Annotated in this window: 15 protein-coding genes; 6 read left to right on the top strand and 9 right to left on the bottom strand. The window is 55.7% G+C overall.

The window, feature by feature from the left end; translation table 11 throughout:
- The 9 genes from RID21_RS00460 to RID21_RS00420 all read right to left on the bottom strand — a co-directional run.
- A partial coding sequence (locus RID21_RS00460) for a hypothetical protein (protein ID WP_350186652.1) occupies window positions 1-228 on the bottom strand: 228 nt, incomplete at its 3' end.
- 90 nt (window positions 229-318) lie between these two features.
- Window positions 319-792: a hypothetical protein gene (locus tag RID21_RS00455; RefSeq protein ID WP_350186651.1), complete on the bottom strand. Its 474-nt coding sequence runs from the start codon at window positions 790-792 to the stop codon at window positions 319-321.
- A 75-nt stretch (window positions 793-867) separates the two neighbouring features.
- Window positions 868-1188: a DUF971 domain-containing protein gene (locus RID21_RS00450; RefSeq protein WP_149345928.1), complete on the bottom strand. Its 321-nt coding sequence runs from the start codon at window positions 1186-1188 to the stop codon at window positions 868-870.
- Between the two features lie 165 nt (window positions 1189-1353).
- On the bottom strand, window positions 1354-1749 hold the full coding sequence (locus tag RID21_RS00445; RefSeq protein WP_350186650.1) for a hypothetical protein: 396 nt from the start codon (window positions 1747-1749) through the stop codon (window positions 1354-1356).
- 164 nt (window positions 1750-1913) lie between these two features.
- Window positions 1914-3365, bottom strand: coding sequence for a DUF1501 domain-containing protein (locus RID21_RS00440; RefSeq protein WP_350186648.1), 1452 nt, complete (start codon window positions 3363-3365; stop codon window positions 1914-1916).
- Between the two features lie 3 nt (window positions 3366-3368).
- Window positions 3369-6635 carry a DUF1553 domain-containing protein gene (locus tag RID21_RS00435; RefSeq protein ID WP_350186647.1) on the bottom strand — a complete coding sequence of 1089 codons (3267 nt, stop codon included), beginning with the start codon at window positions 6633-6635 and terminating at the stop codon, window positions 3369-3371.
- 156 nt (window positions 6636-6791) lie between these two features.
- A complete protein-coding gene (locus RID21_RS00430; protein ID WP_350186646.1) occupies window positions 6792-8651 on the bottom strand; it encodes an ArnT family glycosyltransferase in 1860 nt (619 codons plus the stop codon).
- Between the two features lie 134 nt (window positions 8652-8785).
- A complete protein-coding gene (locus tag RID21_RS00425; protein ID WP_350186645.1) occupies window positions 8786-9295 on the bottom strand; it encodes an NUDIX hydrolase in 510 nt (169 codons plus the stop codon).
- Window positions 9296-9388: 93 nt separating this feature from the next.
- Window positions 9389-9733, bottom strand: coding sequence for an FHA domain-containing protein (locus tag RID21_RS00420; protein WP_145040480.1), 345 nt, complete (start codon window positions 9731-9733; stop codon window positions 9389-9391).
- A 410-nt stretch (window positions 9734-10143) separates the two neighbouring features.
- On the opposite strand from RID21_RS00420, the gene RID21_RS00415 reads away from it, so the two are divergent.
- The 6 genes from RID21_RS00415 to RID21_RS00390 all read left to right on the top strand — a co-directional run bounded on the left by RID21_RS00415 (window position 10144) and on the right by RID21_RS00390 (window position 15834).
- Complete coding sequence (locus tag RID21_RS00415; protein ID WP_350186644.1) at window positions 10144-10599, top strand: hypothetical protein; 456 nt, start codon at window positions 10144-10146, stop codon at window positions 10597-10599.
- A gap of 258 nt (window positions 10600-10857) precedes the next feature.
- Window positions 10858-11442 (top strand): glutathione peroxidase, encoded by a 585-nt coding sequence (locus RID21_RS00410; protein WP_155362579.1) that lies wholly within the window; start codon window positions 10858-10860, stop codon window positions 11440-11442.
- A gap of 133 nt (window positions 11443-11575) precedes the next feature.
- A complete protein-coding gene (locus RID21_RS00405) occupies window positions 11576-12745 on the top strand; it encodes an iron-containing alcohol dehydrogenase (protein ID WP_350186643.1) in 1170 nt (389 codons plus the stop codon).
- 135 nt (window positions 12746-12880) lie between these two features.
- Complete coding sequence (locus tag RID21_RS00400; protein ID WP_350186642.1) at window positions 12881-14173, top strand: SGNH/GDSL hydrolase family protein; 1293 nt, start codon at window positions 12881-12883, stop codon at window positions 14171-14173.
- A gap of 36 nt (window positions 14174-14209) precedes the next feature.
- On the top strand, window positions 14210-15133 hold the full coding sequence (locus tag RID21_RS00395) for a 1-phosphofructokinase family hexose kinase (RefSeq protein WP_350186641.1): 924 nt from the start codon (window positions 14210-14212) through the stop codon (window positions 15131-15133).
- Entirely contained in the window at window positions 15130-15834 is a 705-nt protein-coding gene (locus RID21_RS00390; protein ID WP_350186640.1) for an ABC transporter ATP-binding protein, read from the top strand. The genes RID21_RS00395 and RID21_RS00390 overlap by 4 nt, the downstream gene beginning before the upstream one ends.
- Window positions 15835-15922 lie beyond the last annotated feature (88 nt).

Here is a 15922-nt window from a genome sequence, read left to right as displayed (position 1 = left end):
CATCTCAATCCTGATTTTGACCGCTTCTGAAAGTTGAGACTGAAATGAAGCGATGTCGTGCTTCAGAAAATAATCGGCGATCGCAAAGAAACGCAAGTCGCTGGCCAACGTGCTGCTGCAAATGCCATTCCAGTCCTTTTTCTGATCGGCTGCGTTTGCCCGTACGATGTCCCGATCCTCACTAAGCAGTTCAACGAGCATCGGTAAGCGGTCTGCCAGTCCGGCCATAGTCTCTTCCGTTCGATTGATCTCTGTAATTTAAATTAAGTACGGATTCTGTGTGCCCATTCTGATCAATAGTCATGGTCCAGGACAAGCTCACGGTTCATCTCCCGGCATCACCCGCTGTTCCCATCGCAGGCGTTCCCGGTCATCCTGTTGCAGGGTACCGATGCTGGTCCATTGCCCTTTCCAATACCGCCGGACCTGGTAAGTGCCGGGGCGAAGTTTTTCCGCCGGGATCAGGATCGTGAAATCCGGGACCGTCGCTGCATCAGAGTCGGGAAGGTTGGACAGCGGCGCCCAGATCACATACGTGGTATAGAGATCGATCGTGCCGGCTTCGCGGTTGACCGCATAATCGTAGATCAGTTGCTGTGACCACGGGGGATGCGCGAGCAGTTCCACCTGCAGTAGATCGCTGTCCGAGGTAGAAAGCACGTTGATGGTACGAATCTCAGGCGCATAGTGCCAGGGACGCGTCAACACGAACACGACACCACCGCCGACCAGCAGGGAACACAGGCTGGCAACCAGACACACACGCAGTGAAAGGGAGCGTCGATAGAACATACAGACAAACCTGTAAGACAACTGTGATCGTGTACATCTTACCTGCTGAAAGGAGCACGGTCAATCCGGACTCAGCTATTCCTCAACTTCACCCAGTTCACGCAGGTGCTCGAAGGTAAACAGGCCCGTGTTGTGGCCATCGCTGAAGGTGATGCGGTAGGCGTAGTTGCCGGCCAGTGCCATGCGGTCGATTTTGAGCGGTGCCAGTTCGGTCGGAGCCAGAATCGTCAGCTGCTGTGGTGCGTGTTCGGCCGCCTTCCGTTCATTGCGACACATCACACAGGGGCAGGCTTTACGCAGGTCAGAGACCGCATAGCGTTTCCGTTGTCCGTCGCTCCAGGTGATGAGCAGCGTCTGGTCGTCGAGGCGTTTCAGTTCGGTCGGGGTCAGTTCCATGGGTCTCTATCGGTGTCCTGTTGCAGGCAATCCTTCAAGCATGTTTGCCTGTCGCCTGCGTGCTGATCTGGTAAGTTCTCAGCCCCAAAGGGCCAGCCGACAGTATAACCACCCCGCAGTCCGGATGAGAGTGTACGAGAGCACGCGAGAAAAGATTACGCGAATTCAATCAGTACCCGGGGAGCGCGGAGTTGACTCCGCCTTCCGAGGCAAACTGGGGGCTACTCTTTTGATGTCGCTTTCCACCTGGGATGACTGCAGCGGAACGATGTAATATTTCATCCCGTTAATCTGCTGCTCTTTCCAGCCCGGAGGAATCGTAGCTGCAGGAGGCATGTTCTGTTGCAGATCGCGCAGCTGTACCTGGGGATATGTCGGCATGATCGTCATCGGACGCGTCCCTTCCAGTTGCTCAACCCGCTGCTCCAGTTGCTCAATGCGTTTCAGTAAAGCTGACACCTTGTCCTGTTCCGACTCCGCCTCAGGCGCACTCCACAAGCTGTTGGAAACCAGACTGACGACAACCAGCACGACCAGTAGAGGAACAGACCAGCGTTTCATCTCTTGAACTCCTTGTCAGATAGTGAATTGCGATGCAGCGTCCCGGCAGAGCCGGCGACGGTCTCACTCAATGACGCATGTCGGCACAGTCAAGTTCCCGCATTTTTCAGAAACGGCTGACTGAGGCCCGGACTCTAGCTGATTATTGGTAGAGTGGCAACAGGTTAACTCAACAGCGGCTGTGCCACGTTCCCGTGCACGTCGGTCAGGCGGTAGTCGCGGCCCTGGAATTTGAACGTCAGTTTTTTGTGATCAATTCCCAGGCAGTGCAGGATCGTCGCATTCAGATCATGCACGGGCAGCGGGTTTTCGGTGATGTTATAACTGAAGTCGTCAGTCGCCCCGTATGTCATCCCCGGCTTGATTCCGCCGCCGGCAGCCCAGACCGTGAAACACCGCGGGTGATGATCGCGGCCATAATTCGACGCGGTGAGCGTTCCCTGGCAGTAAACGGTCCGACCAAATTCTCCCGCCCAGACCACCAGCGTGTCATCCAGCATGCCCCGTTGTTTGAGATCGAGAATCAACGCTGCCGTCGCCTGGTCGGTCTCTCCGGTCAGCTGTTTGATCTTACTCGGCAGGTTGAGATGATGATCCCAGCCCCGGTGATACAGTTGAATGAACCGCACACCCCGTTCGGCCAGACGACGGGCCAGCAGACAGTTCGCGGCGTACGTGCCCGGTTGTTTCGCCTGTTCTCCATAGAGTGCAAAGGTCTCGGCTGACTCCTGTGACAGATCGGCCAGTTCCGGAACCGAGGTCTGCATCCGAAACGCAAGTTCATACTGGGAGATGCGAGTCGCAATTTCGGGATCACCTTTTTCCTCCAGCGCCATCCGATTCAGCGTCCCCAGTTCATCCAGCATCTCGCGTCGCAGCTCGGAGTCGATCCCCGGCGGATTCGAGAGAAACAGCACCGGATCGCTGGAGCGTCGGAACTTCACTCCCTGATGTTTCGTGGGCAGAAACCCGCTCCCCCAGAGACGATCATACAGAGGCTGTCCGCCGGCTCCCGAAGTGAGTGCCACAAACGTCGGTAAATCCCGGTTCTCGCTCCCCAGTCCATAAGAAATCCAGGAACCCATGCTGGGGCGGCCCGCCTGAATACTGCCGGTCTGCAGAAATGTAATCGCAGGATCGTGGTTGATGGCTTCGGTGAATAGCGACTTGACCACACAGATCTCGTCGGCAATCTTCGCCGTGTGCGGCATAAGTTCGCTCATCCAGGTGCCGGACTCTCCCTGCCGGGCGAACTTGAACATCGAGGCAGCGATCGGAAAGCTCTTCTGGCCGGAAGTCATCCCCGTCAGCCGCTGGCCCTGGCGGATCGAATCTGGGAGTTCTGTCTTGTGAAACTTCTTCAGGCCGGGTTTATAGTCGAACAGATCGAGCTGCGAAGGTGCCCCCGACTGACTCAGGTAGATCACCCGTTTCGCCCGTGCGGGGAAGTGCAGACCGCTGGTAACAGTCGGCTTTGGTTCAGCCGCCCGCAAAATGTCTGTCTGTGATTCTATAAGCAGCGTCGCGAGTGCTGCCAGCCCCACACCGGCAGTGTTCTGGCGCAGAAATGACCGGCGATTGACCTGCATTGTCAGTTGATCTGTCATGTTCTGCATCGGTTATTCCCTGTTAATGGTCTCGTCCAGGTTCAAAATCAGACTGGCAATCACGGTATAAGCGGCGTGCTCCGCAGGGTCGTACTGAATGGCCGACCGCGACTCACCCACGTCGAGGAGCTTCCGCGCCGCTTCAGGCTGCGCTGCAAATCGGCTGTGATAACGCTCCCAACCTTTAAGGAAGATCTCCAGCTCGCGGTCGCTCGGCTCACGCGCCAGTACAACCCGCATCGCGAAACGAATTCGTTCCGCCGGCGTCTGGACTTTCTGATCGAGCATCCGCTCGGCCAGTTTGCGGGACGCTTCGACATACGTCACATCGTTGAGCAGCGCCAGGGCCTGTAATGGCGTATTGGTCCGCGAGCGTTTGACAATGCAGGTCTCCCGGGACGGCGCATCGAAGGTCGCCATCGTCGGGGGAGGCACGGTGCGTTTCCAGTAGGTATACATACTCCGGCGATACAGATCGGCTCCGGTTCCCGGCTCATAGATCTGACTGGCGATCTCCTTCCAGACTCCTTGAGGTTGATAGGGTTTGACCGAAGGTCCGCCGATCTCGGGACGAAGCAGACCGGAGACAGACAGCGCCTGATCGCGAATCATCTCCGCAGGCAGACGCAATCGGGCCGCCCGCGCCAGTAACTGATTCTCAGGGTCCGCTTTCAACAAAGCAGGCGAGACATGCGATGACTGCCGGTAGGTCGCGGATGTGACAATCAGTTTCTGCAGTCGTTTTACATCCCAGCCAGTGCGAATAAACTCGGTCGCCAGCCAGTCGAGCAGTTCGGGATGTGTCGGCCAGGAACCCTGGGAACCGAAGTCTTCGGTCGTCTTTACCAGACCATTCCCAAAATACATCTGCCAGTAGCGGTTCACGATCACCCGGGCCGTCAACGGATTCGCCGGATCGACGAGCCAGCGGGCCAGTCCCAGTCGATTGCGGGGAAGGTCGGCGGACAACGTTCCCAGGCTGGCCGGAATGTCGGCAGAGACCTGCTCGCCCGGTTTGTCGTATTCGCCTCGCATCAGCACGAAGGTGGGCTGCGTTTCGTCCTGCTCCCGCATCACCATGCTGGTTGGCAGACGACGTTCCAGGGCGAACTGTTTTTCTTTCAGAGACCGCAAATTAAAGAAAGCGAGACGGTACTCCGTCGGCGCCCGATATGTCATGAAATAGCGTGTCACTTTCAGCTGCTGGGCTGCACTTCGTTTGTTAACAGGAATCTTCAGAATTTCGGGAACCGACTCTCGCACCAGGTCGAGGGTCACCCAGTCTGGAGTCAGCTGCGTTCGGTAGATTCGGAAATCGTCAACCAGCCCGCAAAAGTAATCGCGATCGTGATAGGCCCCAAACACAAACGGCGCAGGAAACGCAAACCCGCCGGTCAGATAGTCGAGTTTGACTTCCAGTTCCTGTGGTTCTCCATTGACATACAGCTGGAAGTCGCGTGCCTGCGAATTCCCGGCATAGGTGAGAACCACATGCGACCAGCGGTTCAGTTCCAGCTTATCGCGGGCTGCCAGCAAAACTGCATCGTCGAGCCAGCGCGGCCCCATGTTGATCTGCAGTCGTCCGGCTTCCAGAAAGATCCGAAAACCGCTCTCGTCCTGCTTCGGTGTCAGTGATGCCAGAATCGTCCCGTCTGGCTGCGCAGGGTTGACCTGAAAGACGACCGAGAACGGGTCTTTGTCACCCAAAATCGGCTTCGCGTCCCCTTTCAAATGGACCGGCTTTTGACCATCCAGTTTGATCCCCTGTGGCTCTCTCAACTCTTTCACTTCATGCTGTTCGGTGCCATTAAGTTTCAGCGCCTGTCCTTCTGCAGTCGGCTCGAATTGGGCCTGACTGGTTGATCCATCCTGCTCGTATCTCTCCACATCACTTGAAGCATTCGTCCGGTTCGCATAGTAATCCATCTGCTGTTTGCCGATGACCTGCAGCTTCAGCTCACCGTTAAAGTCAATCCGGTAGGCCAGGTGCTGCTGTGGGTATTTGAGCTCCAGGTCGGCTGAGGGCTGCTTCGCCTCCCACTGGTTCTGCAGACGCTTCAACTCTGGCTCTGCGGACTTGAGCTTCCGTTCCAGTCCGCTGATCTGCTGTTTCAATTCTTTCATTTCCTGCTGTTGGGCAGCAGTCGGTGCTTTGACGAACGGAGCCGCATTGCCGTATTTGATCACACGCCCCCGCTCGGGAATGTTATTGAAAAACGCGATCAGCTGGTAAAATTCTTTCTGCGAAACAGGATCGTACTTGTGCTCGTGACAGCGGGCACATCCCACCGTCAGTCCCAGCCAGACCGTCCCCGTGGTCTCAACCCGGTCGACCGCGTATTCCAGCAGATACTCATCAAAGATGATTCCCCCTTCAGAATTCGCCCGATGATTTCGATTGAAACCGGTGGCAACCAGCTGATCCAGTGTAGGGTTCGGCAGCAGATCCCCGGCCAGTTGTTCGATGGTAAACTGATCGAAAGGCTTATTGCTGTTGAAAGCATTGATCACCCATTCCCGCCAGCGCCACATATGCCGTTCCCCATCGGTCTGATAACCGCTGGTATCAGCAAAGCGGGCCGCATCGAGCCACTCCAGCGCCATCCGCTCGCCATAATGGGGTGACGCCAGCAGACGATCCACCAGGCGTTCGTAAGCATCGGGAGACTCATCCTGAAAAAACGCATCCTGCTCTGCCAGAGCAGGGGGGAGACCGGTCAGATCCAGACTCAGTCGGCGGAGCAGTGTCGATCGATCGGCTGCGGGAGAGGGTTTCACCCCCTCTGCTTCCAGTCGCGCCAGCACAAACGCATCGATGGGATTACGAACCCAGGACTGCTGCCTGACCTGAGGAATCTCGGGGCGTCGGGGTGGAATGAAGGCCCAGTGTTTCTGCCAGCGGGCACCCGCATCGATCCAGCGTTTGATGGTATCGATCTGGTCTGCAGTGATCTGCTTCTCAGACGACGTCGGAGGCATTACCAGTTCCAGATCGGTCGTCAGCAGTCGTTTGAATAATTCACTCTCAGCCGTATTTCCGGGAACCACCACTCCCGGGTCAGCCTTGGTGCCCAGGAGACCGCTCTCCTGATCGAGCCGCAGGTCAGCCTGGCGTTGAGAGGCATCGGGACCGTGACACTGAAAGCAGAGATCGGAAAGGATCGGCCGCACATCACGGTTAAACTCGATCTCGCCTCCGCATACAAAGGACGAGCCCGTCAGAAATAATCCGAGCAGGCCCGCAGCGCAAACCAGTCCCGGCAATCGCAGTCTTATCACAGCAGTCCCCACTTTGGTTAGAACAGGAGGCGAACCACAGTCTCAGCGACATATTAAGATTCGTTTATTCTAACAGGTGACCGCAGCCGGAACCATAGTCTCAACAAAAGTCGAGAGGATCGATCTCACCAGAACAGGCATATAGAGAAAACCACACTATTTTTCCTGCTGCTCGTCCTCGTATTTCTGATAGATTTTCAGACAATGCTTCAAAGCCTGCTTTGCTTCCGGACTCTGCAGATCAAAGACGTAAATCGAATAATTGGCCATCTTGAATGGTTCCAGCTTCCGGAACTCAGCACAGGGATCCTCCTCGTGAGCATACAGTCCCTGCAGATGATTCGCCGAGATAATCATGTATTTCCACTGGTCTGGATCAGCATCCAGATTGGCATGAAGCGGGGCTGCTTTAATTCCGAACACATCCGGTCGAGCGGTCCCGAAGTAGTAAATCAATGAGTTCTTCTGATCCTCGAGTGGCAGTTCGTCCATAATCTTCTTGAGCGCAGGCAAGTCCTGGCCCCAGTCAAGGTTTGAATCCAGCAGGTATTTGTGCCCCGCTTGAGGCCCGCCAATTCCATCATTGAAGTAGGACAGATAATTGGGTTGAACCGAAACAATCGACTGCACCTGAAAACCGATCAAGGCCACCGACACTGCCATCAGCAGCCCCAGCCGACCTTCGAACCAGCGCCACATCTGATCGATGCTGAACAGAAACAGCAGGGGATAGAGGAGTAGCAGGTAACGTTGTCCCAGATTCAAGCGACTGGTCAAAGACATCCCCATAAATACGACCACAGCCAGCACCCAGATCAGAGGTGCATGGCTCGTCGGTGCATTGACATCGGTCTGTTGCTCTTCCTCAACAGGAAGTTCAGAAACAGGAGCGGGAACTGGCCTCACCAGCCGTTTCAAATCGCCCCACAGAAAGAGAAGCAGACACAGGCTGATCACCGTCAGCAGCAGTTCCACGGGTGTACTTTTCCAGAGCCAGGCCAGGGGAAAGAAATACCACCAGCCACTCTTGGAGAGTTCCCCCATCAGATAGGCATCATGGCCTGCCTCGTTATGCTGGAACTGAAACAACACCCCCGCAAAAGGAGCAGGCCGCTTAATATCATTGTGTGCGATTTCCATAATCTTCTGAGCCGTCGGGCCCCGACCGAGCATCTTGACCCAGGGAGAGTAATCGGGGGTTTCGGCGTAAGGAACATTTTTCAAAGGCCCCGTAAATGAGAACAGATGCAGCGCCCAGGTCAGCGGAACGAACATGAGTAGAAACACTCCAAAGACCAGCGTGACCCGTTTCGCCAGAGACCAGACCGCCGCTTTGGAAAATGAGGTCCATTTCTGTAGAGCGACCAGACTGACAATCAACAAGGTACAAGGCAGCAACAGAATCCCCGAGTACTTCGCCGAGATGGCTACAGAAACCGCCAGAGCAACCCAGAACAGATTCCACGCGCCGGGCTGTTTCCAGTAACGGACCAGTGTCGCCAGTGCAATCAGCGCCATCAGTGTAAAACAGGCATCCGTCGTGGCCAGGGAAAAGTGAGCTTCCATCGTCGGGGAAAAAGTAACCAGCGCGCCGCCCAGCAAAGCCGCCAGGTAACCGCGTCGACGATAGAGCCAGCAGTACACCACCAACATCGTTGGTATTCCCACCAGAATCGAATTGAGTCCTCGGGCGCGCCGGATCAATACAGGATCACTGACTTCACCTTCCCAGGGATTCTCACGCAGACTGCCCTCCTCATTCCAGACGACCGGCAGGTAATCCAAGATGATCGGCAGCGGCGCAACGCCTTCCCCACTGATCCGTGTGTCCAGAAACCCCTGGTGAACCGTCTTCAGAGCGGTGCTTAGATAGTAGGTTTCATCAAAGGTTGCACTTTTAGAATTTCGAAACGCAGCGGTCTGCTGCAGGATCAGCCCGGCCAGCAGCAAGGGAGTTCCCCAGATCAGAAGGAGTCCCACTACAGTGTTCTTAGAGAGGGCTGGTTTTGAGCTCATAATTGATCGCATTTAGACAAGGAGAAAGGGAATCAGCCTGAATAATACTTCCCTGGTCACGAAAAGCATACCTCACGTTGAAGGTTTCCTGCCATGTGCTCCGCTGAACTTCCCGCAGGTTTCCGTGCAGACGCTCAATCCCGGTAACAGGCGCGGTACCAGCGAAAGAGTTGCCTGAAAGGAGGCGTGAAACCTTCCGCGTTTTCCTCCAGCATTCGTTCGATGTCGTTCAAGCTGAAAAATTCCGCACGTTCAATCTCAACCGGATCAAACGTGAAGGGGCCATCGGAAACGGTGCGATACAGAACCGTATGCTCATAAGCATTCTGGGGGGTTCCGGGAAATTTCGCCAGTCGCTCCAGGGGAGTCGTAATCCCGATCTCCTCCTGCATCTCACGTCGGGCCGACTCGGCATAATCCTCGCCGGCACTCAGATGACCGGAAGCGGAGGAAGTGTAGGTCAGGGGGTACTCGTCTTTGGTCGCGGCGCGATACTGCAGCAGCAGTTCTCCGCGGGAATTGAAGACAAAAATATTCGCGGCACGATGCAGGAGCTTGCGGGCGTGGACGACGGAGCGGGGCAGTTGTTCCAAGACCCGGTCGTCGGCATCGACAACATCAAACAGTTCTTCAGAGTGAGACATGGCTGTTTCGATTTCTCAGTAGAAATTCAACGTGCAGGAATCGATTCCACTACACTGTCAGCCAGGGGAGAGGTCCGCCTTCAGGCGGAATTGTTAAACCGGGTTCTCGGAGAAATAGCTCTCTTCGAAACTTTCCTGACCTTCGCCATCATAGTAACTGATGACATAGTTGGCCATTCCGATGGTCAGAATATCGCCCGGGTAGAGGGGAGCTTCATGCACGGTTTCCGAGTTCACGATCGTACCGTTGGTCGATTCCAGGTCACGTACGCGAACGGAGTTGTTCAGGAAGGTCAATTCACACTGCTGGCGGCTCATCATCGGATCCAGCACACGCAGATCACAATTGTTACTTCTTCCCATTACAACGGGTAACTCATCAACACTGACCTCGATATCCGGTAAATCGGGATGATCACTGATTAGATGAATTTTCATTAAAGGAACCTTCTTACGCTCAGGCGAAACACGGTCCAAAGTGTTGGCTCAACAATGTTTGCCTTCAGGGGCGGGTGTGTAGGGGGCAGGTGTCTTGGGGGATTGTATTAGTTTTGTGGGCTCACCTTACATACGTGAGCTCTTATGCGTAATTCTACAATTTCCATTCTACGCATGCAATGGGAAACAGGAAAAAGATCATAAAATCTGAATTTCCCTCAGAATTCCACAAATCTGCGGTTCCCCTAATAGCGTGGAATCTGGGCTCTGCGCTCACTTTCTTCGAGGATGAGCATGTTTTCGCTGAAATCAACAACATCTGAATCTGCTGTGATGATAAAATTCGATTGGGCCATCTAGTTTCAACATCCAGAGCGCAGCATCCACCCGCGAAAGGTTAACCGACAACAATGAGCAACTTTGTTGGTGCATTCATCCTGTTTCAGACTACCATCGAGGGAAAGCCTCACTGGCTGGTCCACTGGAACTACGAACGTCAGGAATTCATGCTCCCCGGAGAACGGAAGCGCCCCTACGAAACCTTTCAGCACTGTCTGATTTCCGAGCTGGAAAAATCTTTCGAACTGGCTCCCTTCGAAGACTTTATCATCGCCAGGGAACCACTGGCCCATCTCGCCTTCACCCTCAAACCGGATGCAGACAATACCTCTGAACACTATATTGTGGAACTGTTCGACTTCCAGGAACTGAACAGCTCGGCCCGCGAGCAGCTGGAAAAAGACCTCCGCAACCGCTGGGTGAACGAACTCGAAATCGAAGCCAGCAGCACCAGTGATGACTTCCCCATTTCGGAACTGCTGGGCACCCTCTACCACAAGGCCAACCTCGCCAACCGTCTCTCCTGAAGCCGTTATTCTCCCTAATCCACCAGATGTCCGCTTCAAATAAATCAGCTTCACACCTGCAATACCTGCAGGAAACACTTCTGTGCAATTGATTCTACTCAGGCATCAATGTAATATTTGAGTAAGGTTATCATTCTGATTCGATAACACTGGAGGGATCGAAGTGTTCTCGCACGAGGCGATGAAAAGCATCCTGTGTCTGTTTTATTAACTTACGAGCCGTGCACCTTGCCCGGATCCCAAATGAGGGAGAGATTGATGAGAAGCCTCACGACCATGACCCTGCTGGCAAGCATGCTGGCACTGACCTGTTCCACTCTGATTGCCGGTCAGGATGATAAGAAATCCGTTCCCCCCGTACTCGATCGCACCATGAAGTCCCTGGACGGCAAAGACGTTGATCTGAGCAAGTACAAGGGCAAAGTTCTGCTGATCGTCAACACCGCCAGCAAATGCGGCGCGACTCCCCAGTACAAAGACCTGCAGTCGCTGCACGAAAAATACAAAGACAAAGGTCTGGTCGTCCTCGGTTTCCCCTGCAACCAGTTCGGTGCCCAGGAGCCCGGAACCTCGGTTCAGATTTCTGAATTCTGCACCAAGAACTACGGCGTCACCTTCGACATGTTCAACAAGATTGACGTCAACGGTAAAGACGCTGACCCACTCTACAAGTATCTGACCTCGCAGAACACCAAGCCGAAATCCTCCGGTCCCATCAGCTGGAACTTTGAAAAGTTCGTGATCGGCCGTGACGGCGATATCGCTGCCCGCTTCCCGACTCGCACCAATCCGCAGTCGAAAGAAGTCGTCTCCACGATCGAAGCAGAACTGCAGCAGAAGTAACACACCGTAGTTCATACGGTCCCGGGGATACACTCCTTTCAGTGTATCCCTTTTTTTATGCCCCGTTCCTCGCGTGAAGTGTCACCGATGCAAGCCACGGGCTGAATTTTTCTCAAACACTAAAGACAGCGCCATGCACTACGATTTCTTTGCTCCCCCGCAGATTCATTTTGGCTGGGATCGTTTCCAGGAGGCTGGCACCCTGGCCGCATCCCTGGGCAGTCGGGCACTGATTATCTCCGGCTCGCGCTCCCTGGAAACCAACGGCGTGCTGGACGAATTGAAGTCGCTACTCTCCCGTGCGGGCATCTCCAGCGAACACATCCGTACGATCTCACATGAACCGGAAGTGACCGACGTCGACCAGGTCACGAACATCCTCCAGCACCATACTCAGGGAGCAGGGGACTTTCTCATCGGTATCGGCGGCGGTTCCGGCATCGACCTCGCCAAAGCGTGTGCCGCGATGATCACCAACCGGGAAAGCGAAACCGTGCTCGATTACCTCGAAGGGGTCGGACAGGGGCTGCAACTCAAAGCAAAACCGCTCCCTTTTATGGCAATCCCCACCACGGCAGGCACAGGCAGCGAAGCCACCAAGAACGCTGTCATCTCCAGCTACGCCCCCGCTTTCAAGAAGAGCCTGCGTTCTCCCGAAATGATCCCCGACATCATCCTCTGTGATCCGAAGCTGGCCTGTTCGGTCCCCCCCGAAATCACCGCCCGCACCGGCATGGATGCTATCACCCAGTTACTGGAAAGCTACATCTCCTGCCGCGCCCAACCCATCCCCCAGGCACTCAGCCTGCAGGGTCTGAAACTGGCCATCCCCGCCTTGCCGCAAGCTGTCGCGGATGGCAACTCCCGCACGGGTCGGGAGAGCATGGCTCACGCCGCTCTGTTGTCCGGTATCGCACTCGCGAACTCCGGACTGGGCATGGCACACGGCGTCGCACCCGCCCTGGGAACCCATTGTCGCATTCCACACGGACTGGCCTGTGCTGTCATGCTGCCCTCGACGCTTAGAGCCAACCGCAGTGTCTGTGAAAGGCAATATGCAGAAATCGCCCGGCACCTCGATCCGGGGCTCTCCCTCACGGATGCCGACGCCGCCGATTCCCTGATTCAGCAGATCGAAGCCTTAAACGCCAGCATCGGCATTCCCGCGACACTCTCGGAACTGGGCGTTACCAGCGAACAGATTCCCGCACTCGTCGCTGATTCCCGGGGCAACAGCATGCGGGGCAATCCACGCGAAATCTCCGACGACGAACTGGCCGGTATCCTGCAGGATCTCGTGTAAGATTACTGAGGTTTCTTGAATAATCCGCTCTGCAAATTGGTCAGTGTGCGCTCATTTCAATCTGCTTCCTGATAGGTTAAACTGGACTGTTAACTGATATTTTACTCGCACGTCTGCCTCTGGAGATACCGCGCCATGCATCTGTCCTGTTTGAAGCTGCTCACAGCTGGACTCTTCCTCTTTACCGCTCTGCTATCAACCCAGGCTGCACCGCCTGCTAACCACACCGTCAAAGCCGAACTGGTAAAACCCCGCCAGGGCCTCGGCAATGTGCTTCAGAAACTGCAGCAGGGAAAAGAAGTCAACGTTGCCTATCTCGGCGGCTCCATCACCGCAGCCAACGGCTGGCGCGTCAAAACGACCAAGTGGCTCAAAGAAGCTTTCCCTAAAGCCAGGATTCACGAGATCCACGCCGCCATTGGGGGAACGGGCAGTGACCTGGGTGCCTTTCGACTCCAGCGCGATGTCCTCGATCACAAGCCCGATCTGGTTTTCGTCGAATTCGCCGTCAATGACGGGGGACGTCACCCCGAGGCCATCTGGGACTCAATGGACGGCATCGTGCGACAGATCTGGCAGACAAATCCGCAGACAGATATCTGCTTCGTTTACACCTTCCGTGTGAACTACGAAAAGGAACTCCGCGAGGGAGAATGCCCGCGAGCCGCTTCCGCCATGGAACTCCTGGCCGACCATTACGGCATCCCGTCCATCAATGTCGCCCTCAAAATTGCCGAACTGGAACAGCAGGGGAAACTCAAGTTTCAGTCCGACAAACCGCTGGCAGACGGCATCATCCAGTTCTCTAAAGATGGTGTTCACCCACTGGACGAGGGACACGAAATCTACACCGAAGTCATTGCCGACGCCATCCAGAAAATGGAAACTGACTCTCAACCAGTCAACCACGCCGACAAGTTGAAACAGCCTTTCGTCGAAAGCCACTGGACCAACGCCAAGATGATTCCCCTCGAACCATCCATGCTCACCGGCAACTGGAAGAAGCTGCCCGCTGACAATATTCTGCAGAAACGCTTCGGCAATCGTATGGGACAGATCTGGGAAGCAGACGACCCCGGCAGTCGCATCACCTTCCGCTTCCGTGGAACCCAGGCAGCCCTCTACGATCTGCTCGGCCCCGACGGGGGCCAGGTACTGATCACCGTCGACGGCAAGCCGAGCCAGAAACCGGTGGCCCGTTTCGACAGTTACTGCACCTACCATCGAATTTCGACGCTTCGACTGGCACAGAACCTGGACCCGAACCAGATTCATACCGTGACCGTTGAAATTCATCCCGAGCAGCCGGACCGTACGCCGGTCGCGTTTCGCCTCAAAAACCCGGATGAAGAATTGAAATCTCCCAAATACCGGGGAACCCGCATTCGCGTGGGCCAGATTATGCTCCGCGGCGAACTCGTTCCCTGACGCCTTTCCCGTTTATCTTTGTAAAGGATTGACACCATGATTATCGCAGCCGGCTTGAGCCCGGCCTGGCAGCAGATTCTGGAAGTGACCTCCCTGGAAACAGGTGAGGTCAACCGCTGTCAGTCTGCGCAATGGGCCTCTTCCGGGAAGGTCATCAACGTCGGCATCGCAGTCCGGCACCTGGGGACTCCCTGTGCGACGATCTACCCCGCGGGCGGCTTCGCGCAGGAACTGATCTCAAACGAACTCGAACAGTTGGGCGTCTCTTCCAGCGTCATCCCGCAACAGACGCCCACCCGGGTCTGCACAACGATCCTGGATCGTTCCACCGGCAAGACCACAGAACTGGTTGAAAACGCACAGCCCATCACTGCAGAGGAGCTGGCGGCTTTCAAGACGGAATACCTGAAGCACCTCAAGTCCGCCCAGGTGGTTGTACTCACCGGCTCACTTCCCGCAGGCACCCCCTCCAGCTTTTACCGCGATCTGATCGCCGAGACACACTGTCCCGTGATTCTCGACGCCCGCGGACCGGAACTGGAAGCAGCCCTCGAAGAAAAACCGTTCCTGGTGAAACCCAATCACGAAGAACTGGAGCGCACCCTGATGACCGAACTCGCTGATACCGAGGCGCTCATCAAAGGCATGCAGGAGATCAACGAGCGGGGCGCCACCTGGGTTGTGATTTCGCAGGGCAAAGACACCCTCTGGGCCACTTCGCGGGAACACGTCTATCGCTTCACCCCCGCTCGGGCGGAAGTTGTGAATCCGATTGCCTGTGGTGACAGCCTGGCAGCGGGCATCGCGGTGGCCCTGCATCGCGGCAAACCGGTCCCCGATGCCATCCGCCGGGGAATGGCTGCTGCCGCCGACAACCTGACACAACTCCTGCCCGCCCGCCTGTCGGAAAAGCGGATGCAGACCTTCTACGATCAGATCGAAGTGGAGCAGATCGCTTGAGTGACGCGACGGAAACAGACCAGGATTGTCTGCTGGAAGCCCGCTCGATCGGCCGTCAGACCAGTGCAGGGGAGTGGCTCGTCCGCGATTTGTCACTCCAGGTCCATCCCGGCGATCGGATCGCGATTGTCGGTCCCACCGGTTCAGGAAAATCGCTGTTCCTTCGATCCCTGGCCATCCTGGATGAAATCCAGGCGGGAGACATTCTGTTTCAGAATGCCCCCGTCGCCGACAAGGACCTGCCCGCCTACCGCAGCCAGGTTGTCTATCTGCAGCAGCGGCCCGTCCTCATCGAAGGAACCGTGGAAAGCAATCTGAAATTCGCACTGCAGTTTCATATCAACCAGGATAAATCCAACAATGTCGATGCGGTCCTGGAACTGCTCAGTTCCTTCGAACGCCCCAACGGCTTCCTCAAGCGGAAATCCAGTGCCCTTTCAGGGGGAGAAGGACAGATCGTCGCTCTGCTGCGGGCCCTGATCCTCGCCCCACAGATCCTGTTGATGGACGAACCGACGTCCGGCCTCGATCCGCAAACCACGCGGCAGTTTGAGCAGATCATTCAACAGTGGCTTGAGACCTCAAACCAGCGCCCGGCCTTCGTCTGGATCACCCACGATCACACACAGGCAGAACGCGTCGCCACACAGGTCATGACCTTTCCAGCCGGCACCCTGGCACCGGTTCCGACAACCGCCTGAACCAGGCCAATCGGGTTTATGCAGGAACCGTGAAATCTGTCCATTACGAATTGGAAACCAGTCCTGATTTAATTATGCTGGAGACAGT

The organism is Gimesia sp., assembly GCF_040219335.1.
In the GTDB taxonomy this organism is placed as follows: domain Bacteria; phylum Planctomycetota; class Planctomycetia; order Planctomycetales; family Planctomycetaceae; genus Gimesia.
Note: the sequence above shows the minus strand (reverse complement) of the source record. Positions and strands in the feature narration are given on the sequence as shown.

What these genes read in the sequence shown, in the direction of transcription:
- RID21_RS00455 (WP_350186651.1), bottom strand. Translation starts at nt 792, where the DNA reads ATGTTCTATCGACGCTCCCTTTCACTGCGTGTGTGTCTGGTTGCCAGC.
- RID21_RS00450 (WP_149345928.1), bottom strand. Translation starts at nt 1,188, where the DNA reads ATGGAACTGACCCCGACCGAACTGAAACGCCTCGACGACCAGACGCTG.
- RID21_RS00445 (WP_350186650.1), bottom strand. Translation starts at nt 1,749, where the DNA reads ATGAAACGCTGGTCTGTTCCTCTACTGGTCGTGCTGGTTGTCGTCAGT.
- RID21_RS00440 (WP_350186648.1), bottom strand. Translation starts at nt 3,365, where the DNA reads ATGCAGAACATGACAGATCAACTGACAATGCAGGTCAATCGCCGGTCA.
- RID21_RS00430 (WP_350186646.1), bottom strand. Translation starts at nt 8,651, where the DNA reads ATGAGCTCAAAACCAGCCCTCTCTAAGAACACTGTAGTGGGACTCCTT.
- RID21_RS00425 (WP_350186645.1), bottom strand. Translation starts at nt 9,295, where the DNA reads ATGTCTCACTCTGAAGAACTGTTTGATGTTGTCGATGCCGACGACCGG.
- RID21_RS00420 (WP_145040480.1), bottom strand. Translation starts at nt 9,733, where the DNA reads ATGAAAATTCATCTAATCAGTGATCATCCCGATTTACCGGATATCGAG.
- RID21_RS00415 (WP_350186644.1), top strand. Translation starts at nt 10,144, where the DNA reads ATGAGCAACTTTGTTGGTGCATTCATCCTGTTTCAGACTACCATCGAG.
- RID21_RS00410 (WP_155362579.1), top strand. Translation starts at nt 10,858, where the DNA reads ATGAGAAGCCTCACGACCATGACCCTGCTGGCAAGCATGCTGGCACTG.
- RID21_RS00405 (WP_350186643.1), top strand. Translation starts at nt 11,576, where the DNA reads ATGCACTACGATTTCTTTGCTCCCCCGCAGATTCATTTTGGCTGGGAT.
- RID21_RS00400 (WP_350186642.1), top strand. Translation starts at nt 12,881, where the DNA reads ATGCATCTGTCCTGTTTGAAGCTGCTCACAGCTGGACTCTTCCTCTTT.
- RID21_RS00395 (WP_350186641.1), top strand. Translation starts at nt 14,210, where the DNA reads ATGATTATCGCAGCCGGCTTGAGCCCGGCCTGGCAGCAGATTCTGGAA.